Genomic DNA, 21,518 nt, shown 5'->3' with positions numbered 1-21,518 from the left:
CGAAGAAGTCACAGCGCGCGCACACGGACGGCGGCGCCCGCGGGCAGTTCGGTGGCCTCGGCCGGAATGTCGACGAGTACGTCGGCCCAGGCCATGCCCGCCACGAGATGCGAACCCGGACCCGAGACTAATTCGACCACGCCCGCGTCGGTGAGCCGCCCGCGCAGGAACTGCCGCCGACCGGCGGGCGAGCGCACCGGTTCGGCCAGGCGCGCCTCCCGGTCGGGTACCGGCGCCAAACCGCTCAGCGCGCGCAGAATCGGCCGGGCGAACACCTCGAAGGAGACCATCGTGCTCACCGGATTGCCCGGGAAACTCAGCACCGGCACCCCGTCGACGACCGTGAGCCCCTGTGGACCGCCCGGTTGCATCGCGACCGAGCCGAAGACGCCGCCGAGCGGGGCGAGCACATCCTTGACCACTTCGAAATCTCCCTTGGACACCCCGCCGGAGGTGATCACCAGATCGGCGGATCGCGTCGCGGCGGTGAGCAGTTCACGCAGAACCGCGGGGTCGTCGGTGCTGTGCTCGACCGTGGTGACGGCAACGCCGTTGGCGCGCAACGCCGCCGCGAGCGCTATGCCGTTGGAGTTGTAGATCTGACCGGGGCGCAACGGTTTTCCGGCAGGCACGAGTTCGTCGCCGGTGGTGATCACCGCGGCGCGCACCGGCACGAACACCGGAACCTCGGCCAGCCCGACGGCCGCGAGGGCGGCGATGTGGCGCGGCGCCAGCGCCGTGCCCGCGGGCACGAGCAAATCGCCCGCCCGCACGTCGGTACCCGGTTCGCGCACGAATTCGCCCGTGGATCGCCCGCGCCGCACGGTGACGGTCGCGCCGTCGGATTCGGTGTCCTCCACCGGGACCACGCAGTCCGCGCCCGGGGGCAGCGGCGCGCCGGTCATGATCTTCACCGCGGCGCCCGGGGGCAGCGGCGCGCGACCCGCGTCGCCCGCGGCGACCACGCCCGCCACCGGCAGCGTGACCGGCGTGACCAGCACCGAGGCCGCGTCCACCGCGTAGCCGTCCATGGCGGAATTGCGGAAGACCGGCAGTTCCACCGGGGATCGCATATCCGCGGCGAGCAGCCGGTCCAGTGCGGCCGGCACCGCGACATCCTCGAGGGGACGCGCTGCCAATGGCCGCAGCAGCCCCTCGACGGTATCGCGGTACTCGTCGACGGACCGTGCCGAGATGCGGGCGGGCCGAGCGTTCATGTCGGCCAGCCTATCGCCCGCACGACGCGCCGATCCGGCATCGCGGTGTCGGCTGGAACTCACCGCCTGACATGGCGATATGTGAGATCCGGTGTGACGCGACGCCGGCGGTGTGCTCGTATCGCGAGGCCGAGGGGTGTACATAATGGGACTGTGACGCTGGTCGATATGGGGATGCCTACCGTCCGATCCGGCATGCCCTCGCTCGACGGACGGCCCGATACGCCGCTCCTTGTGGACCGGTACGGCCGGGTCGCCCGTGACCTGCGTGTGTCGATCACCGAGAAGTGCTCGCTGCGCTGCACCTATTGCATGCCCGAGGAGGGTCTCGCGCCGATCCCGAAACACGAGCTGCTGACCGTCGATGAGATCGTGCGGCTGGTCGCGCTCGCGGTGCGTGAACTCGGGGTGCGCGAGGTCAGGTTCACCGGCGGCGAGCCGCTGGTGCGGCGGGAGCTGGAACGGATCGTCGCAGGCTGTCACGAGCGGGTGCCGCAGACCCCGTTGGCCATGACGACCAATGGCGTCGGTTTGGCGCATCGCGCTCACGATCTGGCGCGGGCCGGTCTGAGCCGGGTCAATGTCTCCCTCGACACCGTCGACCGTCTCGGCTTCGCCCGCCTGACCCGGCGCGACCGGCTCGACTCGGTGCTGGCGGGTATCAAGTCCGCGCACGCGGCCGGTCTGGCCCCGGTCAAGGTGAACGCGGTGCTCATGCGCGAGACCCTGTCGGGTGCGGCGGATCTGCTGCGCTGGTGTCTCGACGAGGGCTGCGAGCTGCGATTCATCGAGGAGATGCCGCTCGACGCCGATCACGAGTGGGCGCGCGCCAATATGGTGACCGCCGCCGAACTGCTCGAGGTGCTCGGCGCGCGATTCGAGCTCACCGAGGTGGGACGGCCCGATCCCTCGGCACCGGCCGAGCGCTGGTCGGTCGACGGAGGTCCGGCCACCGTAGGCGTGATCGCCACCGTGACCCGAAAATTCTGCGACACCTGCGATCGCACCCGGCTCACCGCCGATGGCATGCTGCGCTCCTGCCTGTTCAGCGACGAGGAATTCGATGTGCGCGCCGCCCTGCGCGGCGGCGCGGACGATGAGGAACTTGCCGCCATCTGGCGCGGCGCGATGTGGCACAAATGGGCGGGGCACGGTATCGATGCCGAGAATTTCGTCCCGCCCGAACGCACGATGGGAGCCATCGGTGGTTGAGATCCGCTATTTCGCCGCGATCGCCGACGCGGTTGGCAAGGACAGCGAGATACTCGACCTGCCGAGCGGCGCCACCGTCGCCGATCTGCGGGTCAGGCTCGCCGGGACCTACGGGCCGGACCTGGACACCATGCTCGGCGTGTGCGCCTATCTCATCGGCGACGAGCTGACCCGCGATCCGTCGGCGGCGCTGACCGGCCGTGTCGACGTGCTGCCGCCGTTCGCCGGCGGGTGACACGGGCCGGGAGCGACCCGCCGGCGTCGAGCCCGGCGTGGCTCAGCGCCACCAGGTGTCGAGCGGAGTGACCGGCACGGTGCGCTTGTGGCGGGTGTTGCGGAAGATCGTCTCGAGCCGCTCGGCCACTTCCGCGGTGACCTCCTCGCCCTCGAGATAGTCATCGATCTCGCTGTAGCGCAGGCCCATCGCCTCCTCGTCGGGCAGCGCGGGCCGGTCGTCCTCGAGATCGGCGGTGGGCACCTTGGACCAGATGCTCTCCGGCGCGCCGAGTTCCTGGAGCAGGGCCGCGCCCTGCCGCTTCGTGAGTCCGGTGAGCGGGGTGAGATCCACACCGCCGTCGCCGTATTTGGTGAAGAATCCGGTGATCGCCTCGGCGGCGTGATCGGTGCCGACCACGAGCAGATTCTCCTGTCCGGCGATGGCGTACTGGATCACCATCCGTTCACGGGCCTTGACGTTGCCGCGCACGAAATCGCGGAGTTTGTCGACCGACAGCGCCGAGGCGACCTCGCCTGCGACCGCGTTGGCGCTGGGGCGCACGTTCACCACCACCGAGCGATCGGGTTGGATGAACTTCATCGCGACGCGGGCGTCCATCTCGTCGGCCTGCACGCCGTAGGGCAGCCGGACCGCGAAGAAGGTGGCATCGACACCGTCGGCGCGCAGTTCCTCGGCGGCCAGCTGGCACAGCCGCCCGGTCAGCGCGCTGTCCTGTCCGCCGCTGACGCCGAGGACGAAACCCCGTGCGGGCGTGGCACACAGGTAGTCCTTGAGGAATTCGACGCGGCGGCGCACCTCGACCTTCGGTTCGATCGTCGGCTGGACGCCCAATTCGGCGATGATCTGTTCGCGGACACCGGATGCCGGGGAAGGTGAGGTAGCGCTGGCCATGGCAGCTCACTCTACTGGCGAACCGGCCCCGACGATCAGCGCGACGAATCTCTCCCAGTTGTCGCTGATCTGCGTGCGCTCGTAGCCGAGTTGCCGCATCTGGTACATGACCAGCGGTGCGCCGAGCGCGGCCAGCAGCACGTCGGCGATCAGCGCCGGTTCACCGTCGGTGTCGGCGGCGCGTAACAGCATCGCGATGTGCGACTTGAGCAGGTTGTAGGGCGCGCTGGTGTATCGCGTGCCCGCCTCGCTGATCTCGGCCGCCTGGTGCAGTTCGCCCTCGACCTCGATGTCGAGCAGCCGCGCCCGTCCGAAGGCGATCAGCCGCGCGAGCGGCGGCGCTCCCGGACCGAGTGGGGGCGGTCCGAAGATGAAGGCTTCTTGGAACTTCCGCTCGGAGTGGTCGAGCAGTGCCCGCATCAGGCCGGAGCGATTGCCGAAACGCCGGAAGACGGTGCCCTTGCCGACGCCCGCCCGTTTGGCGAGCTCGTCCATGGTCAGACCCTCGACACCCTGTTCGCGCACCAGCTGCTGGGCGGCGTCGAGCAGGATGCGGCGGTTGCGCGCGGCATCGGCGCGCTCGACGTGTTCCTCCGTGCCCGGCAGTGTCTTGCGCCCCGTCCCGGGCGTCTTGCCGGGTCGCGTCGTCTTGCCGGTCTCCGCCGTCTCGCCGATCCCGAGTGTTCCGGCGGTCCCCGGCGACATGCCGACCCCGAGTAGCGGGCGCTCGGGCTCGGGTCCGCTCGACGGTGGTGTGCTGTACGTCACAGTTCTCTCTGACTTTCCGAGGAATGTAATCGGACCGCGGTCCGGTTAGTGCTGATGAAAGGTCGGATACCGCATCAGTACATCAGGAGTCGTCATGAGCCAGCCTCGCATCCTCGTCCTCGTCGGAAGCCTGCGTGCCGCGTCCATCAATCGCAAATTGGCCGAGGCCGCGGTAGAGGCCGCCCCGGAGGGCGCGCGGATCTCCATTTACGAGGGTCTCGGTGAGATCCCCTTCTACAACGAGGACCTCGATGTGCCCGGCGCGGTGCCCGCCGCGGCCGAGGCCCTGCGCGACGCGATCGCCGCGGCCGACGGCCTGTTGCTGGTCACCCCCGAGTACAACGGCACCACCACCGCGGTGCTGAAGAACGCCATCGACTGGGCGTCGCGTCCCTATGGCGCCGGCGCGCTCGGCGGCCGTCCGGTCGCGGTGCTCAGTGCGTCGCTCAGCCCGAACGCCGCCAAGTGGGCGCACGGCGACACGGTCAAGGCGGTCGGCATCGCGGGCGCGAATGTCATCGAGGCCGCGCATGTGCACTTCGGCGCGGTCGGCGAGCGCTTCGCGCAGGTGCATCCGCGCGAGGACGCCGAGGTGCTGAACCAGCTGTCCGGCGCGGTCGCCGAACTCGTGCGCGCCGCGGGTCAGTCGCTGGTATCCGCCTGACGCCACGCTCTCCGAAAACGACACGGTCGCCGCAACCTCTCAGAATCGAGAGTGTTGCGACGACCGCGTGAACCCAAGGCCGATTCGGTACGGGGGCGGTCTCGTGTGCCCGCTGTTCCGAAGTACTGCGGAAGGGATTGGCGTTGCGGATGTGACACCTGTGTTTGCTGGGAAGACGCTACGGTGCGAAATTGTGATCTCCGACACGGCCGTGGTCGGTTGCGAGTCGAGTGTCCTGGTACTTACCGCGCCGGAATTTCACCCATGTGACTCGCAACATCTCGTGTTGTAGGAATCTGTCGGCCACTAGGTGTAGTGTCTTGCTCACTGGAAGACGGCACGGAGTCATCGCTCAGAGGAGCCGGCCCCGCAGGGCTGATCAGGGGTTTCCGCACCGGATCCAGGAGTTTGCGCAGCGTACGTCGGAGCATGTATCGCCAGCGGCCCCGAGGCCGCTCGGAACGATCGGCATACGGACCACAGGCTGTGGATCAGGCATAGGAGAGAGGGATCAATGACCGTCACCGTGTACACCAAGCCCGCTTGCGTCCAGTGCAATGCCACCTACAAGGCGCTCGACAAGGTCGGGGTGGACTACGAAGTCGTCGACATCTCCGTCGACGACGAGGCGCGCGACTATGTCATGGCGCTGGGTTATCTCCAGGCTCCGGTGGTAGTCGCCGGTGAGCAGCACTGGTCCGGCTTCCGGCCCGACCGCATCAAGTCCCTCGCGACCGCGGCGGCCTGATCGCCCGTATCGTCCGCCGAACGGGGGAGGGGAGGTAGCGCGTATGACCGAATCGCTGGTCTACTTCTCCAGCGCCTCGCGGAACACGCACCGTTTCGTGGAGAAGCTGGGAGTCCCGGCCGCTCGCATACCGCTGCACACCGCCGATTCGCTGCGTGTGGACGAACCGTACGTGCTGATCGTGCCCACCTACGGCGGCGGTCGGCACGTGCTCGGGGGAGATCGATCCGATAAGGATTTCGTACCGCGCCAGGTCGCCAAGTTCCTCAACGACCCGCACAACCGCGCACTCCTGCGCGGGGTCATCGCCGCGGGCAACACGAACTTCGGTGATACCTATTGCTTTGCGGGAGAGGTCATCTCGCGCAAATGCGGGGTGCCGTACCTGTACCGCTTCGAACTGATGGGAACCGCGCAGGACGTCGAGCGCGTCCGAGAGGGATTGGGATTGTTTTGGCAACAGCAACAACAGCGCCGACGGGAAAGTCAGCTCGTCTAGAGCAGCCCGCGGGCCGGGCCGCCGAGTCCGGCGAGGTACTCGATTACCACGCCCTCAACGCGATGTTGAACCTGTACGGGCCCAACGGCGAGATCCAGTTCGACAAGGACCGCGAGGCCGCGCACCAGTACTTCCTCCAGCACGTCAACCAGAACACCGTCTTCTTCCACAACCTGGAGGAGAAGCTGGACTATCTGGTCGAGGAGAACTACTACGAGGCCGAGGTACTCGAGCGCTACGACCGGTCGTTCATCAAGCGGCTGTTCAAGCATGCCTACGCCAAGAAGTTCCGGTTCCCCACCTTCCTCGGCGCGTTCAAGTACTACACCTCCTACACGCTCAAGACCTTCGACGGTAAGCGCTATCTGGAGCGGTTCGAGGATCGCGTGGTCATGGTCGCGCTGACCCTGGCCGCGGGCGACGAGACCCTGGCGACTCGCCTGGTCGAGGAGATCATCGACGGACGGTTCCAGCCCGCGACCCCGACCTTCCTCAACTCGGGCAAGAAGCAGCGCGGCGAGCCGGTGTCCTGCTTCCCGGCGGGGACTCCGGTGGATACCGAGACGGGTCCGCGGGCGATCGAGACATTGCGCCCCGGCGACAGGGTGCTCTCGCACGACGGTTCGTACGCGGCGGTGGAAGCCATCGTAGAGAATCCGAACGACCAGGCCCTGGTGTCGATTTCGCACTTCGGGCACATGGAGCCCATTCGGTGCACCCCCGAGCACCCGATTCTCGTGTGGACGACCCGCGATGTGGATACGCTGATCGACGGCGATGGCGCCGATCCGTTCAACGGATTCGTGTGGCTGGCCGCTCGGGATGTCCACCCCTCTGATTTCATCGTCACCGTCGCGCCGCTGGCCGCCCGCGACCGCCGTATACACGACTTGACGGAGTACGTCGGGGAAGGCGTCTCGGTCGATCGCCACGTGGAGGAGTCCTACGATCTCGGTCTCGTCGTCGGCCGGTACGTCGCCGAGGGGCACGTATCCGAACGTTCGACCACCGAGGGCGCGGTGACTCCGAAAGTTGTCAATTTCACTCTCGGCGCGCACGAGTTCGCTTTACAGGAAGAACTTTCCGCCGCGTTCAAGCGAGTATTCGCGACGGAACTCTCGGTGCGTTCGAACCAGTCGGACAACTCCGTGCGCATGGTCTGCGACAGCGAGAGCGTGTCGTCGCTGATGCTCTCGTTGGCGGGTACCGGCTACAGCACGAAGCGGCTGGCCCCCGATGTGCTGACCGCCGATGCGGAGTTTCAGCGTGGGCTACTGGCCGGACTCTTCCGGGGGGCCGGCTGCTGCACCACCGGCGGGTTGGCCCTGGATCTGGTGAATCCGGATCTGGTGGACCAGGTGCAGTTGATTCTCCGACGCCTGGGCGTCGTTTCGACAGTGCGCCGGTACATGAACCAGGCGGGGAACCCGACAGGCCAACTGTTCGTCCCGGGCTTGCCCGGTACGAACGAAGAGTTCATCTTCGATGTCGGCACGAATCTGCACAACTATGTGGGCCGCAAGGGGACGACGCGCGCCACATACCAGGTGGTACACGGTCGTCATGTCTATGGCATCCGCGAAATCGCACGTACCGACCAGACACCGGAGACGGTCTACAACCTGCACGTCGAGGGGACGCATACCTACACCATTCGTGGGACCGTGGTGCACAATTGTTTCCTCCTGCGCATCGAGGACAATATGGAGTCCATCGGGCGGTCGATCAATTCGGCGTTGCAGTTGTCCAAGCGCGGTGGTGGAGTAGCGTTGCTGCTCAGCAACATTCGCGAACACGGCGCGCCGATCAAGCGCATCGAGAACCAGTCCTCCGGCGTCATCCCGATCATGAAGCTGCTCGAGGACTCGTTCTCCTACGCCAATCAGCTCGGCGCGCGCCAGGGCGCGGGCGCGGTGTACCTGCACGCCCACCACCCGGACATCTACCGCTTCCTCGACACCAAGCGCGAGAACGCCGACGAGAAGATCCGCATCAAGACCCTCTCGCTCGGCGTGGTGATTCCCGACATCACCTTCGAACTGGCGAAGAAGAACGAGGACATGTACCTGTTCTCGCCCTACGACGTGGAGCGCATCTACGGCAAGCCGTTCGCCGATATCGATGTCACCGAGAAGTACCACGAGATGGTCGACGACAAGCGGATTCGCAAGTCGAAGATCAAGGCGCGCGAGTTCTTCCAGACCATCGCCGAATTGCAGTTCGAATCGGGCTATCCGTACATCATGTTCGAGGACACCGTGAATCGGGCGAATCCGATAGCGGGCAAGATCACCCATTCGAATCTGTGCTCGGAGATCCTCCAGGTCTCCACGCCCTCGGAGTTCAACGACGACCTGTCCTACGCCAAAGTGGGCAAGGACATCTCGTGCAATCTCGGCTCGCTCAATATCGCCAAGACGATGGACTCGCCGGATTTCGCGGGCACCATCGAGGTGGCCATCCGCGCGCTGACCGCGGTGTCGGACCAGACCCACATCTATTCGGTGCCCTCCATCGAGCAGGGCAACAACCAGTCGCACGCGATCGGCCTCGGCCAGATGAATCTGCACGGGTATCTGGCCCGTGAACGGGTGCACTACGGGTCAGCCGAGGGCGTCGACTTCACCAACATCTATTTCTATACCGTTGTCTACCACGCACTTCGGGCCTCCAACCGGATCGCGATCGAGCGCGGCGCCTGGTTCGGCGGATTCCCGGAGTCGAAGTACGCCAGCGGTGAGTACTTCGACAAGTACACCGAACAGGTGTGGGAGCCCGAGACCGAGCGGGTGCGGCAGCTGTTCGCCGACGCGGGAGTGCGCATCCCGACTCAGGACGACTGGCGCGAGCTGAAGGCGTCGGTCATGGAGCACGGCATCTACAACCAGAACCTCCAGGCGGTGCCGCCGACCGGATCGATCTCCTACATCAACCACTCCACCAGTTCCATCCACCCGGTGGCGTCGAAGATCGAGATCCGCAAGGAAGGCAAGATCGGTCGCGTCTACTATCCGGCGCCCTATATGACCAACGACAATCTGGAGTTCTACCAGGACGCCTACGAGATCGGCTACGAGAAGATAGTCGACACGTACGCCGCGGCCACCCAGCACGTCGATCAGGGTCTGTCGCTGACGCTGTTCTTCAAGGACACCGCCACCACCCGCGATCTGAACAAGGCCCAGATCTACGCCTGGCGCAAGGGCATCAAGACCCTCTACTACATTCGCCTGCGCCAGATGGCGCTGGAGGGCACGGAGGTCGAGGGCTGCGTCAGCTGCATGCTGTGAGGCGAGCCGAGCGCCGGGTCGTTCACGGACGGGTGTTGAGCAGTGACAGCACCACGTCGACGGCCGTGTCGACCAGGCGGTCTCGGCTCACGGTGAGCCGTCCGTCGACCCAATCGAGATAGAGGGCGATGAGCGCGCCCGCGACCGCGGTCCCGACGAGCGCGAGGCGTTCCTGACCGCCGGAGAACAGAGTTTCGGCGTCTGGCCCGAGAAGCGGGGTGAGCGCGCGCAGGAAGGCGGGGCCGCGCGGTGCGCTGTGCCCGCGCAAGGTCTCGTCGGTGAGCGGTTCGCGCAGCAACACCCGGGCCCGTCGGGGGTCCTCCTCGAAGTAGTCGGCGCAGATATTGAGCGCCGCGCGCGCGGTGTCGCGCGGGTCGCCGGTGGCGGCGACAGTGTGCAGTCGATCGAGCAGATCCGCTTCGACCCGGTCGTAGACGGCGGTGACCAGCGCGTCCCGGTTGTCGAAACTCTCGTAGAAGTAGCGCGGGCTCAGGTTCGCGAGCCGGATCACCGCGCGCATCGTCACCGCGGCCGAACCCTCGGTTCCGAGCAGGTCCAGTGCCACGGCGAGCAGTTGTTCGCGCCGGCCGGCCGATCTGTCGTGCAGAGTCCGGCCGCGCCACAACTTGGGTCCGTTCACCTTGTGATCCTCGCATCGAGGGCCGTGCGCATCACGATCGACATCACCCGCTGCTGTACCGATCGGCCGGTTCGGGTCGCGAGGGCGAACTTCGCTCGGCCCCGAAGAAGCGGTGCCGAAGGGTCGCGGCCAGTGCGTCGAATTCGCTCAGCTGAGCCCGCAGCGTCCGGCATCGGGCGTAGAGGATCTCCGCGCGCCGCGCGAAGGCGCGCTGGAGTTCGCGCGGCGGAATGGGAACCAGGAGCGGGGCGAGATCCTTCTTGTTGATCTGCGGGACCGAACTGCCGGTGGCCAGGGTCAGCAGGTCGAGTCCGCGCAACCATTCGAACAGATACCGCAATTCGACGCCGTGCGGCCGGATCGCCATGAGGTTGGGATCGAGGACGGCCGGTCGCACGGTCAGGCGCTTCTTGTTGGTAGCGATGGCGCCGCCTCGCTTGGGGAACACGACGCATCCCGCGGGACAACTCGCGGCACGGGTGCCGGGGGTCGCCGACCAGCTTCGGGCGGTGGCGATTTCGAGGTCGTTGCCCTCGGCGGTCAGGTCCGCGACCTTGAGCAGCAGATGACCGGAGGGTTGTCCGGTGAACGCCGCGCCGACCGGAAGGGTTGTGCCGGAATGGAATCGGGCGACCGACTCGAGGCTCACGAGCGGCCATTCGAGCTCGGGACCGAAGGTCTCGTAGAACACCGACCGGACGAGCTCTTCGGCGAGTTCCAGCGAGGTGGTCCGCTCTGCCCTGAGAGTCTCCACACTGTCGAGGAGTTCGGCGATCCGCCGCTGGGTCGGCAGCGGCGGCGCGGGCAGCTCGGCTTCCTTCAGGAACTTGTAGTACCGCGCGTAGCCCGCCTCGGGCAGCGGCAGCGCACCGAGCGCGTGGCACAGGTAGCGGGTGTCGAAACCGGGCCGGGCGCACAGCACCCGGACCCCTTCGGCGCCGGGTGCGAAGCGGAAGTCGACGTAGTCCACGAGTCGGGTGTGATCGCCGAAGACGAGCACCGGCAGCGGTCCGGTATAGGCGCGGTCGAGATCGTCGGTGTAACCCGCGATCCGTGCCCGGCCCTGGTCGACGACGGGCACCGCACCGGAGTCGAGATAGCGCGACCGGGGAATGCCGCGCCCGCCCGGCGTCACGTCGAGGACGGCGTCGAGGACGGCGACCCTCGGCCACCCGCTCATCCCAGCAGTTCCTTCATTCGTGAAATGCCCTGCTGTATCCGTGTTTCCAGTTCTTCGATCTCCGCGACGATCACCGCGGATGCGCGGAATTCGACAGCTGCCCTGGGGATCTCGCGGTAGCGGTGCAATGACAGGTCGTAATCGCGAACCGCGATATCGGCCTTGGGCACCCGGAAACTGCGGTCTTCGCGGGTGCGGTCACCTTCGGTGTCCTCGCGTCGCGACCAGCGCGCCAGCACATCGGGGATATTGTTCGCGGCGTGTTCGGCCGCGGTGAGCGGCACGCGCGGGTGCGCGCCGAGCGCGTCGGCGGGCAGCAGCGGCGCGCGCCGGTCGTCGAGGCTGTAGCCGTCGGCCGCGACATCGTAGAACCACACCCGATCGGTCCGGCCGCCCTTGGTGAACAGCAGGATCGCCGTCGACACCCCCGCGTAGGGTTTGAAGACCCCGGCGGGCAGCTTCACCACACCGTCGAGCCGGTTTTCCTCCACCAGCGCGCTTCGCAGCGCGCGATGGGCGCGGCTCGCGCCGAACAGCACGCCGTCGGGCACGATGACCGCGGCCTTCCCGCCGGTCCGCAACGACCGCAGCACCTGGGCCAGGAACAGCAGTTCGGATCGGCGGGTGGGCGCCATACGCGACAGTTCGCCAGATACCGTCGCGGCGTCGATGCTGCCCGCGAAGGGCGGGTTGGCCAGGATCATCGAATACGCCTCGGCCGGGACGCCGTCGGCCACGGCGTCGCGGTAGCGGATGTGCGGGCGCTCGACCCCGTGGGCGAGCATGTTCATCCCGGCGATGCGCAACATCGTGGTGTCGATGTCGAACCCGTGGAACATCTCGGCGTGGAAGTGCTCGCGTCGCCTCGGGTCCAGCAGCGCGGCACCGTGATGCGCGCGTACGTGGTCGGCGGCTGCGACGAGGAAACCCGCCGTGCCGCATGCGGGATCGCACAGCCGCTCGTCGGGTCCGGGGGCCAGCATGGCGACCATGAGTTCGACGATATGACGCGGAGTGCGGAACTGGCCGTTCTGACCGGCCGTCGCGATCTTGGACAGCATGTACTCGTAGAGGTCGCCCTCGGTGTCGCCCGCCAAGGGGATGCCGTCGAGCAGATCGACCGCCTTGGCCAGCAGGGCCGGGGTCGGAATGGTGCACCGGGCCGCCCGCATGTACTCGGCGTAGGCGGAGTCGGCGCCGCCGAGTCCGCGCAGCCACGGAAACACTTCCTCGCGCACGATCGCGAACAACTGCGCCGGATTCGACCGCGGCAGCGTCGACCACCGCAGCCGCTCGAAGTCCGGGGTGCGCGCCACCGCGCCGCCGAACTCGTCGAGTCGGCGCAGGAACATGAGGTAGGTGATCTGATCCACGACCTCAAGCGGGTTGGAGATCCCACCCGACCAGAAGGCGTACCACAGCCGGTCGATCCTGTTCCGCAATTCCCCGGTGATCATCGTGGCGAGCGTATCGGACCGGGCCGCGCGCGGGCAGCGCACCGATAATCCTGCCGTTCGGAAGGGCCGTCGGGTTCTGCGCGAGTGCAGGACCACTTACGATTCAAGGGGGGCGGTGTTCGGGAGGTGCTGAAATGTCCGAGGTGACAGTCGAGGTGGACGACGCGGTGCTGGCGGTGGTCGGCGCGCTGCTCGGCACCGATACACCGGAGGATACGGTGCGTACGGCGCTGCGCGAGGTCCTGGTGCAACGTCAGCGAATGGCGGTGCTGGAGCGGGTGATGGTCCGCTCCAACGAGCGCATCACCGACGACACTGCCGACCGCTGGCGCAAGAGACCGGCCTGGCGCTGACCGCACCGTGGTCCGCCGGCGACGGACCACGGTACGATCCGGCGACTCAGGCTAGGGCAGGCGCGATCTCGCGTTCGAACAGTTCGATGCCCGCCGTGTCGTAGGCGGCCTCGGGGAAGTTGAAGATGGCGTACTCGAGGCCGAGGTCCTTGACACGGGTGAGGTTCTCGATCACCTGCTCGGGCGTACCCACCGCGGCGGAACCGCGGAAGGCGTTGTCGACGTAAGCGGTCGCGGCGGCCTCGCCGAGGACCGGGGTCACGCGCACCGCGATATCGCGCAGGCGCTGTTCGACCTCCGCCTCGGTCGCGCCGATGGCGGCGTTGAAGTTCGACGAGCGCACGATGGCGTCGAAGTCGGTGCCGACATCGGCGCAGTGCGCGCGCAGCAGATCCGACTTGTGCGCGAATTCCTCGGGCGCGCCGCTGAAATTGGTGTAGCGCGCGTACTCGGCCGCGATGCGCAGGGTGACCTTCTCGCCGCCGCCCGCGACCCACAGCGGAATCCCGCCGTCCTGCAATGGCAGCGGCCGCACGATCGCGCCGTCGACCTGATAGTGCGTGCCGTCCAGGCTCGCCACGCCCTTGGTCCACGCCTGCTGGAAGATCTGCACACCCTCTTCCAGACGGCGCAGCCGCTCACCCGCCGAAGGGAAGCCGTATCCGTAGGCGCGCCACTCGTGTTCGTACCAGCCGGCGCCGATGCCCATCTCCACGCGACCGCCCGAGATCAGGTCGGTCGTCGCCGCCACCTTCGCCAGGTAGGCCGGGTTGCGGTAGCTCATCGCGGTACACATCTGGCCGAGACGGATGCGCGAGGTGGTGGCGGCGAAGGCGGCCATCAGCGTCCACGCCTCGTGGGTCGCCTCATCGGTGGGTACCGGCACGGTGTGGAAGTGGTCGTAGACCCACAACGACTCCCAGACCTGCCCCGCATCGGCGCGCTGGGCCAGATCGCGCATGACCGTCCACTGCGACGCGGGCTCGATGCCGATCAGGTCGAGTCGCCAACCCTGCGGGACGAAAATGCCGAAACGCACAGATATCTCCTTGTCATCGGCCCGGGCGTGGCTGTGCCCGAGCCCCGTAAGTGACCCGTGGCCGCGACGGAGCGCCCGCCGCGGCCGTGCTGAGCCGCCGAATACAGTGGTGGTTCGGCGAATACCGGTCAAGGATTCGACGCGGGCTGATTCATGCGGCCGGTAGGTCGTCCGGCTTCGAGCCTAGCGATCCGTGGACACGGGGCCGGTGACCGTTTCCGGCCACGGGCCCCGACCGTTCACGCGCCGGTGAACCGCGCTCCGCGCGCCGACAAGGCGGGCCACTGCGTCGAACTGTCCATCACCCACATGATCGATGACCGGCTCGACGTGCACGCCGCGGTGCGCGACCTCGTCCCGCACCGATACCTGTTCGGGGTGCAGACCGAACTCGCGCCCGACTGGGTCGTGCACACCCGCACCTGGGCCGACGTCGAGGCCGCGGTAATGGCTACCTTCGGACCGCCGTCCGCGATCGGGTGATTCGCGATATCGGCGCGGTGCACGGGCGGTGTCGCCGAGACGAAATTCGGGACTCGGGTCGGCGGCGATCCGGTCGCGCGTGTGGCTCCCACGCCCGACGCATGTATCCTTCCAACGGAAGCAGTGCGCCGAACCCGGTTCGGGCGCGTTCGGGAAGTCCGCGAAGGGATCACCACGCGGCGACGACGAGGAGGTGGGTGCTCATGTGCAGCGAACCTCCCAGTCGAAGGCCGCGCGGCGCCGCTCCTTCGAACTGACCGTATTCCCAGTCCTCAGCGCTTTCGCTGTGCGCGGTCGTGAGCAGGCGCCTCGCGGTGTGATCTCGACGTCATCGATTCACCCGTTCACTCGCTCCGTGCTGAGGATCACCCATGTCGCAGACCGACCTCATCGAAGTACGTTCGCCACGCGTCGACACGCCGCCGACGCTGTCCGAATCCCTGCGTGACATCGTCGAGACCCACCGGGTCGACGACGCGCTGGACTGGCTCGGCCACCATCCGCCGCACGTCATCGCCGATCAGCTCGCCCGCATGGACGCCGTGCAGGCGGGCGTCGCCTTCCGGTTGCTTGCCAAGGACCAGGCGCTCGCGGTCTTCGAGGAACTCGAGCCGATCGATCAGCAGCAGATCCTGGAAGGTCTGCGCGATCAGAGCTACCGCGACCTGGTGGAGAGCATGGCCCCCGACGACCGGGCCCGCATGCTGCACGAGGCGCCCGCGAAGGTCGCCAAGAAGGTGCTGGCCGGCCTGAGTCCGCGCGAGCGCCGGATGACCGCGGCGCTGCTCGGCTACCCTGAGGGTTCGGTCGGGCTCTACATGACCCCGGAAGTCGTTGCGCTGCCGCGCAATCTGACCGTGGCCGAGGCGCTGACCCTGGTGCGCGCCAAGGGCGGCAATGCCGAGACCGTGTACACGTTGCCGGTGGTCGACGCGGGCCGCAGGCTCATCGGCATCGTCGAATTGCGCGAACTCGTGCTCGGCGGACCCGAGACCGAAGTATCCGCACTCGTGGTCACCGAACCGGCCTTCGTGCGGGCGACCGATTCGGCCGAGCGGGCCGCGCGACTCATGCGGGAGACCAACGATCTCAATCTGCCGGTCGTGGACAGCGAGGACCGCTTGGTCGGGCTGCTCACCATCGATGACGCGGTCGAGGTCATCGAGGCCGCCGACAGCGAGGATGTGGCCAAGCAGGCCGGTTCCGCGCCATGGGCCGGTCACTACATGGCCGCCGGGGTGTTCCAGCTGGCGCGCTACCGGGCGCTGTGGCTGCTGTTGCTGTTGCTCGCGGCCACCCTGACGGTGAGCGTGACCGATTTCTTCCAGGGCACTCTCGAACAGGCGGCGCATCTGGCGCTGTTCATACCGCTGCTCATCGGCGCGGGCGGCAATGCGGGGGCACAGGCCGCCACGGCCTGCGTGCGCGCGGTGGCAGTCGGCGAAGTACGCGGGTCGGACCTGTTCCGGGTGATCTGGCGGGAATGTCGGGTCGGTCTGGTGCTCGGCGCGATGCTGGCGACCGCGGGCGTTGTGATCGGCGCGATCTTCGTCGGCGCCAAGATCGCCGCGGTGGTCGGTATCACCCTCATCCTGATCTGCGGGTGGGCCGCGACCATCGGCGGCACGATGCCGTTGTTGGCCAAGAAGTTTCGCATCGACCCGGCCGTGGTGTCGGCGCCGATGGTGACCACCCTGGTGGACGCCACCGGCCTGATCATCTACTTCACCACGGCCAAGCTCGTGCTCGGCATCTGAGCGGTGCGCCGGTCACGGTGAATTCCCGGCCATCCCGGCGGAGCTCACCGGTTCGGACTGTCAGGTCGTCTTTCGAGAGCCAAGGCGCTGCCGCCGCTGTGAACGGCCCGTACGTCGGCGAGTATCGTCCGCGTCTCCGATGCGGGGATGTGACGAGTTGTGTTCTGCGAGGGTGGGTTTGGACCTGTGTCGGTGGTGGCCTATACGGTGGTGGGTGTGCCCGTTGATCCCACGAACAATCATGATGCTTACTTCCGTGAGGTGATGCGGAGTCCTGTGAATGCGGCTTCGGAGTTGCGTGCGGTGTTGCCGGAGTCGGTGGTGGCGTTGGTGGATTGGGGGGTGCTGGAGCCGCAGTCGGCTAGTTTCGTGTCGGCTGAGCTGCAGTCTCGTTATAGTGATGTGCTTTTCCGTACTCGTCTGGATGGTCACGACGGGTTCATCTATCTGTTGATCGAGCATCAGAGTCGTAGTGACCCGTTGATGGCGTTGCGGATCCTCGAGTATGTGGTCCGTATCTGGAACCATTACCTCACCGATGTGCCGGCGGCGCGGTCGGTGCCCGCGGTTCTGCCGTTGGTTGTGCACTGTAATCCTGCTGGTCGTCGGTGGACCGCGGCGATGGATATCTTCGATCTGATCGATCTGTCTCCGGGAGCGCGTGCGGTGGCCGAGCCGTATCTGCCGCGGTTTCGTTATGTTCTCGATGACATCAGTGGTGTCGATGTCGATCGTTTGTCGGCTCGTGGTCTGACTCCGCAGGCGTTGTTGATGTTGGCGTTGATCAAGATCGTGCCCGCGAATGTGGATCTTGCTGCGGGTCTGGGTGGGTTGGTGGATGTGGTCGGTGCGGTGCTCGGGGCGCCGGGTGGTCTTCGTGACTTCCAGGTGGCGCTCGCTTACATTATTCGTGTGGGTGATATCGACCCCGCTGAACTCGAGGCTTTCACCGACCAGCTCGGTCCAGTCGCCAAGGAGGCTTTTGTGACAACCGCTGAGATGCTCGAAGCGCGGGGCCGTCGCGAGGGCAAGATCGAAGGCAAGATCGAGGGCAAGATCGAAGGCAAGATCGAAGGCAAGATCGAAGGCAAGATCGAAGGCAAGATCGAGGGTCGCGCGGATGTGCTTCTCGAGCAATTGACCTTGAAGTTCGGGTCGTTGCCCGATCGGGTGGTAGCGGCCGTGCGGGCGGGGAGTATCGAGCAGCTTCAACGGTGGACTGTCGAGGTTCTGACCGCGGGGCGGCTCGACGAGATCTTCTGACCCCACATACCTGACCGTCGAGGAGTTCGCGAAGCGGCTCGAACGTGTGTCGGGCTCGAGGTCCGTATCGTGGCGACACGGACCTCGCACCATCGACTTTCAAGATCCTGCGCGGCGTCCGGGCAGCGCGTCGTCGAAAACACAGCTTCGCGGGCGATGCTCGGACACCGGGAGATTCCAGGGTGACCGTCGGTTTGACTTCGCCGATGGGGGTGAGCCCCTGCCGCTCTGTTCGAACAGTCGCAAGACTGCCACCGGCTAGTTGTGATCAACCGCTCACTCTAGAAGTCCCAGTCGTCATCCTCCGTGTTCACGGCCTTGCCTATGACATAGGAACTGCCCGAGCCGGAGAAGAAGTCGTGGTTCTCGTCGGCGTTCGGAGAGAGCGCCGACAGGATAGCGGGGTTGACCTCGGTCTCGTCCTTGGGGAACAGACCCTCGTAGCCGAGGTTCATCAGCGCCTTGTTGGCGTTGTAGCGCAGGAATTTCTTGACGTCCTCGGTGAGTCCGACTTCGTCGTAGAGATCCTGGGTGTATTCGACCTCGTTGTCGTAGAGCTCGAAGAGCAACTCGAAGGTGTAGTTCTTCAGCTCGTCTTGTTCGGCCTCGGTCACCAGTTCCAGTCCGCGCTGGTACTTGTAGCCGATGTAGTACCCGTGCACTGCCTCGTCACGAATGATCAGGCGGATCATGTCGGCGGTGTTGGTGAGCTTTGCCCGCGAGGACCAGTGCATCGGCAGGTAGAAACCGGAGTAGAACAGGAAGCTCTCGAGCAGCGTGGAGGCGACCTTGCGCTTGAGCGGATCCTCCCCGTTGTAGTAGCCGAGCACGATCTCGGCCTTGCGCTGGAGGTTGCGGTTCTCCTCCGACCAGCGGAAGGCGTCATCGATCTCGCGGGTGGAGCAGAGCGTGGAGAAGATCGAGCTGTAGCTCTTCGCGTGCACGGACTCCATGAACGCGATATTGGTCAGCACCGCTTCCTCGTGCGGGGTCAGCGCATCAGGAATCAGGCTCACCGCGCCGACGGTGCCCTGAATGGTGTCCAGCAGCGTGAGGCCGGTGAACACGCGCATGGTGAGCTGCTTCTCGTCGGGGGTGAGGGTGTTCCACGACGGAATGTCGTTGGAGACCGGGACCTTCTCGGGCAGCCAGAAGTTGCCGGTCAGTCTGTCCCAGACCTCGGCATCCTTCTCGTCGGGAACCCGATTCCAGTTGATGGCCGATACCCGATCGATCAGTTTCATCCTGCCTCCACACCCTTTCGCCGAGGACGCTCGTTCGTCGCCGTGCGCTCGTTTCGTCGCGGACACCGCCGTCGCCGATCTCATACCGAACACTACCCGTAGTGGGTGACAAGTCCGTGCAGCACAACACCTTGTGGACGATGTTGCGTGTCGCGGCACGGCGTCGTGGCACGGCGTCGCGGAATGGCAAGGGTACGGCGGGGATCGCTCGCGGCACACCATTGTGCGGCACCGGGTCGCGAGCCGGTAGCCGGGTCCCCGCACCGTTCGGATGGCGCAGTATTTGCTGGAACGGTTCATCCGCGATTCTGGCGACGTAGCGGTCGGCGCGGAGGATTTGCGGGATCGAAATGAGCGCGCGGGCGACAAGATCACAGGACCGATCGGCCGCTCACGGTCGTACGATACCGCCGTACCGAGTTACCGAGGGGGACCGTCGATGTCCGTACCAACCGATCCCGATATGACCGACCTGCTCGGCAGGCTCGCCCGGATCCCGAGCGGGCGCCGCGGCAAATGGGTGGTCCTCGGGGTCTGGATCATCGCGCTGATCGCCCTCGGCTCCTTCGCGGGCAAACTGACCGGCGCGCAGGAGAACGACAACGTCAACTGGCTGCCCGACAGTGCCGAATCCACCCAGGCGTTCAAACTCGCCGAATCCTTCGGCAACAGCGAGCACGTTCCGGTGGTGCTGGTCTACGAACGACCGGGCGGTATCACCGACGCCGACCGCGCCGCGGTGGCCGCCGACGCGGCGCGCTTCGGAAAGGTCGACCACGTGGTAGCCGACCAGGTGCTCGGGCCCATCGAGTCCCGCGACGGCGAGGCGGTGGAGATCCTCGCGCCCGTCGAGATGGGTTCGGAGGGCTGGAGTCGGCTGACCGCCGTGGTGAAGGACATTCGTGCCGCGGCGGGCGAACGCCCCGACGGGCTGTCCTTCCACGCCACCGGTCCCGCCGGATACGCCGCGGAATTCGGCGAGGCGTTCGAGGGCATCGACGGCCTGCTGCTCTACGCCGCGGCCGCGGTCGTCGTGGTGATCCTGGTCCTCACCTACGGGCCGATGCTGTGGATACTGCCGCTGCTGTCGGCGGGATTCGCGCTGATCGTGGCCCAGAGCGCGGTCTACGGCGCCACGAAACTCGGTCTGACGATGAACGCCCAAAGTCAGGCCATTCTCACCGTGCTCGTCTTCGGCGCAGGCACCGACTACGCGCTGCTGCTCGTGGCCCGTTATCGCGAGGAACTGCGCCGCCACGAGGACAAACACGAAGCCATGGCGGTGGCGCTGCACCGGGCCGGACCCGCGGTGCTGGCCAGTGGCGCGACGGTCATCGTGGCCATGCTCGCCTTGCTGGTCGCCGAGATGAACTCGACCAAGGGCATCGGTCCGGTATGCGCGATCGGCATCGCCGTGGCGCTGCTGGCCATGCTGACCCTGCTGCCCGCCCTGCTGGTGATCGTCGGCCGGTGGATCTTCTGGCCGCGCCACCCCGAGGTCGGCACCGCCGACCACACCGAATCCGGGATCTGGGCGCGGGTCGGCTTCGCCGTCGCGCGCAGGCCGCGCACGGTCTGGATCGCTACCGCGGTCGTACTCGGCGCGCTGGCCTTCGGTGCCAACGGACTCGACACCAGCGGCATCGCGAACAAGGACGCCTTCGTCGGCTCGTCGGAGGCCGTCGACGGAACCGAGGTACTGGAACGGCATTTCGACGCGGGCACCGGCAATCCGGTCATCGTGATCGGCCGCGCCGACCGCGCCGACGCCGTCGTCGCCGCCCTGCGCTCGACCCCGGGCATCACCGCGACGAACTCGCCGGTCACCCGCGACGGGCTGATCTATGTCGAGGGCACGCTGTCGGACCCGCCGGACAGCGACGCCGCCGACGCCACCATCGACCGGGTGCGCGCCGCGGTGCACCAGGTCGACGAGCAGGCGCGGGTCGGCGGCCAGACCGCCGTGGTGCTCGACGTCGAACGCGCGGTCGCCCGGGACAACCGAGTCATCGTGCCGGTCGTGCTGGCGATCGTCATGGTGATCCTGATGGTGCTGCTACGCTCGATCCTCGCCCCGGTCCTGCTGACCGCGACCGTCGTGCTGTCGTATTTCGCGGCGCTCGGCGCGAGCCGCTGGATATTCGACGCCGTGGGATTCACCGGGGCCGACGCGGGACTTCCCTTGCTGGCCTTCGTCTTCCTGGTCGCCCTCGGCATCGACTACAACATCTTCCTGATGTCGCGGGTGCACGAGGAGGCGGTCAAACACCGCACCAAGGCCGGTGCGCTCATCGGTCTCGCGGCCACCGGCGGCGTGATCACCTCGGCCGGACTCGTGCTGGCAGGCACCTTCGCGGTCTTCGCGACCCTGCCCGTGGTCACCTTCGCCGAGATGGGCATCCTGATCGCGGTCGGCGTCCTGCTGGACACCATCATCGTGCGCGCGGTCCTGGTGACCGCGCTGACCCTGGATGTCGGCGACCGGATCTGGTGGCCGAGCGCGCTCGCGCGCCCCAATGCCGACACCGCGCGTCCCGATCCGCAGTCCGAGGAGCGGGTGACCTCCTCGGTCTAG

18 protein-coding genes and 3 pseudogenes are annotated in these 21,518 nt (G+C 66.7%); 13 read left to right on the top strand and 8 right to left on the bottom strand.

The features are described from left to right. Positions 1-8: 8 nt before the first annotated feature. Positions 9-1,217 (bottom strand): molybdopterin molybdotransferase MoeA, encoded by a 1,209-nt coding sequence (locus tag APZ21_RS18360; protein ID WP_082393223.1) that lies wholly within the window; start codon positions 1,215-1,217, stop codon positions 9-11. Positions 1,218-1,370: 153 nt separating this feature from the next. Between APZ21_RS18360 and moaA the strand changes: the two genes are divergently transcribed. After that, the gene (gene moaA, locus APZ21_RS18355; protein ID WP_054814556.1) at positions 1,371-2,429 is read left to right on the top strand and encodes a GTP 3',8-cyclase MoaA; all 1,059 of its coding nucleotides are present in this window, start codon (positions 1,371-1,373) and stop codon (positions 2,427-2,429) included. Beyond that, positions 2,422-2,664 carry a MoaD/ThiS family protein gene (locus APZ21_RS18350; RefSeq protein ID WP_054814555.1) on the top strand — a complete coding sequence of 81 codons (243 nt, stop codon included), beginning with the start codon at positions 2,422-2,424 and terminating at the stop codon, positions 2,662-2,664. Before moaA ends, APZ21_RS18350 begins: the two co-directional genes overlap by 8 nt. A gap of 42 nt (positions 2,665-2,706) precedes the next feature. Here APZ21_RS18350 and nadE read toward each other — a convergent pair whose 3' ends face one another. Both nadE and APZ21_RS18340 read right to left on the bottom strand, forming a co-directional pair. Continuing rightward, the gene (nadE, locus tag APZ21_RS18345; RefSeq protein ID WP_054814554.1) at positions 2,707-3,558 is read right to left on the bottom strand and encodes an ammonia-dependent NAD(+) synthetase; all 852 of its coding nucleotides are present in this window, start codon (positions 3,556-3,558) and stop codon (positions 2,707-2,709) included. Between the two features lie 6 nt (positions 3,559-3,564). Beyond that, on the bottom strand, positions 3,565-4,326 hold the full coding sequence (locus tag APZ21_RS18340) for a TetR/AcrR family transcriptional regulator (RefSeq protein ID WP_239476702.1): 762 nt from the start codon (positions 4,324-4,326) through the stop codon (positions 3,565-3,567). A 94-nt stretch (positions 4,327-4,420) separates the two neighbouring features. On the opposite strand from APZ21_RS18340, the gene APZ21_RS18335 reads away from it, so the two are divergent. The 6 genes and pseudogenes from APZ21_RS18335 to nrdE all read left to right on the top strand — a co-directional run. Continuing rightward, a complete protein-coding gene (locus APZ21_RS18335) occupies positions 4,421-4,990 on the top strand; it encodes an NAD(P)H-dependent oxidoreductase (protein ID WP_054814553.1) in 570 nt (189 codons plus the stop codon). Positions 4,991-5,504: 514 nt separating this feature from the next. Further along, positions 5,505-5,738 carry a glutaredoxin-like protein NrdH gene (gene nrdH / locus APZ21_RS18330; RefSeq protein WP_054814552.1) on the top strand — a complete coding sequence of 78 codons (234 nt, stop codon included), beginning with the start codon at positions 5,505-5,507 and terminating at the stop codon, positions 5,736-5,738. A 43-nt stretch (positions 5,739-5,781) separates the two neighbouring features. Further along, the gene (nrdI, locus tag APZ21_RS18325; protein WP_054814551.1) at positions 5,782-6,237 is read left to right on the top strand and encodes a class Ib ribonucleoside-diphosphate reductase assembly flavoprotein NrdI; all 456 of its coding nucleotides are present in this window, start codon (positions 5,782-5,784) and stop codon (positions 6,235-6,237) included. Next, positions 6,192-6,773, top strand: a pseudogene (locus APZ21_RS36375) (ribonucleotide reductase N-terminal alpha domain-containing protein); the annotation flags it as partial. The gene nrdI and the pseudogene APZ21_RS36375, both read left to right, overlap by 46 nt. Then, positions 6,762-7,886 (top strand): annotated as a pseudogene (locus APZ21_RS36370) (Hint domain-containing protein); the annotation flags it as partial. The pseudogenes APZ21_RS36375 and APZ21_RS36370, both read left to right, overlap by 12 nt. A gap of 24 nt (positions 7,887-7,910) precedes the next feature. Further along, positions 7,911-9,527 (top strand): annotated as a pseudogene (gene nrdE / locus APZ21_RS36365) (class 1b ribonucleoside-diphosphate reductase subunit alpha); the annotation flags it as partial. A 22-nt stretch (positions 9,528-9,549) separates the two neighbouring features. Here nrdE and APZ21_RS18315 read toward each other — a convergent pair. From APZ21_RS18315 to APZ21_RS18305, 3 genes are read right to left on the bottom strand one after another with little or no spacing between them, the layout of a single operon-like run. Then, entirely contained in the window at positions 9,550-10,167 is a 618-nt protein-coding gene (locus APZ21_RS18315) for a TetR/AcrR family transcriptional regulator (RefSeq protein ID WP_054814549.1), read from the bottom strand. Between the two features lie 43 nt (positions 10,168-10,210). Beyond that, complete coding sequence (locus tag APZ21_RS18310) at positions 10,211-11,347, bottom strand: restriction endonuclease subunit S domain-containing protein (protein WP_054814548.1); 1,137 nt, start codon at positions 11,345-11,347, stop codon at positions 10,211-10,213. Next, positions 11,344-12,804, bottom strand: coding sequence for a class I SAM-dependent DNA methyltransferase (locus tag APZ21_RS18305; protein WP_054814643.1), 1,461 nt, complete (start codon positions 12,802-12,804; stop codon positions 11,344-11,346). The genes APZ21_RS18310 and APZ21_RS18305 overlap by 4 nt, the downstream gene beginning before the upstream one ends. Positions 12,805-12,938: 134 nt before the next feature. On the opposite strand from APZ21_RS18305, the gene APZ21_RS18300 reads away from it, so the two are divergent. Then, the gene (locus tag APZ21_RS18300; protein WP_054814547.1) at positions 12,939-13,157 is read left to right on the top strand and encodes a type II toxin-antitoxin system VapB family antitoxin; all 219 of its coding nucleotides are present in this window, start codon (positions 12,939-12,941) and stop codon (positions 13,155-13,157) included. A 46-nt stretch (positions 13,158-13,203) separates the two neighbouring features. On the opposite strand, the gene APZ21_RS18295 is transcribed toward APZ21_RS18300, so the two are convergent. Next, a complete protein-coding gene (locus APZ21_RS18295; protein WP_054814546.1) occupies positions 13,204-14,196 on the bottom strand; it encodes an LLM class F420-dependent oxidoreductase in 993 nt (330 codons plus the stop codon). Between the two features lie 249 nt (positions 14,197-14,445). On the opposite strand from APZ21_RS18295, the gene APZ21_RS18290 reads away from it, so the two are divergent. The 3 genes from APZ21_RS18290 to APZ21_RS18280 all read left to right on the top strand — a co-directional run bounded on the left by APZ21_RS18290 (position 14,446) and on the right by APZ21_RS18280 (position 17,699). Continuing rightward, positions 14,446-14,679: a hypothetical protein gene (locus tag APZ21_RS18290; RefSeq protein ID WP_204249114.1), complete on the top strand. Its 234-nt coding sequence runs from the start codon at positions 14,446-14,448 to the stop codon at positions 14,677-14,679. Positions 14,680-15,050: 371 nt separating this feature from the next. Continuing rightward, positions 15,051-16,436, top strand: a complete 1,386-nt coding sequence (gene mgtE / locus APZ21_RS18285; protein WP_054814545.1) for a magnesium transporter — start codon at positions 15,051-15,053, stop codon at positions 16,434-16,436. Positions 16,437-16,622: 186 nt separating this feature from the next. Further along, the gene (locus APZ21_RS18280; protein WP_082393221.1) at positions 16,623-17,699 is read left to right on the top strand and encodes an Rpn family recombination-promoting nuclease/putative transposase; all 1,077 of its coding nucleotides are present in this window, start codon (positions 16,623-16,625) and stop codon (positions 17,697-17,699) included. 281 nt (positions 17,700-17,980) lie between these two features. Here APZ21_RS18280 and nrdF read toward each other — a convergent pair whose 3' ends face one another. Then, positions 17,981-18,943 (bottom strand): class 1b ribonucleoside-diphosphate reductase subunit beta, encoded by a 963-nt coding sequence (nrdF, locus tag APZ21_RS18275; protein WP_054814543.1) that lies wholly within the window; start codon positions 18,941-18,943, stop codon positions 17,981-17,983. Positions 18,944-19,382: 439 nt separating this feature from the next. On the opposite strand from nrdF, the gene APZ21_RS18270 reads away from it, so the two are divergent. Continuing rightward, the gene (locus tag APZ21_RS18270; RefSeq protein ID WP_082393249.1) at positions 19,383-21,518 is read left to right on the top strand and encodes an MMPL family transporter; all 2,136 of its coding nucleotides are present in this window, start codon (positions 19,383-19,385) and stop codon (positions 21,516-21,518) included.

Origin of the sequence: Nocardia arizonensis (genome assembly GCF_001310275.1) — a bacterium.
In the GTDB taxonomy this organism is placed as follows: Bacteria; Actinomycetota; Actinomycetes; order Mycobacteriales; family Mycobacteriaceae; genus Nocardia; species Nocardia arizonensis.
Note: the sequence above shows the minus strand (reverse complement) of the source record. Positions and strands in the feature narration are given on the sequence as shown.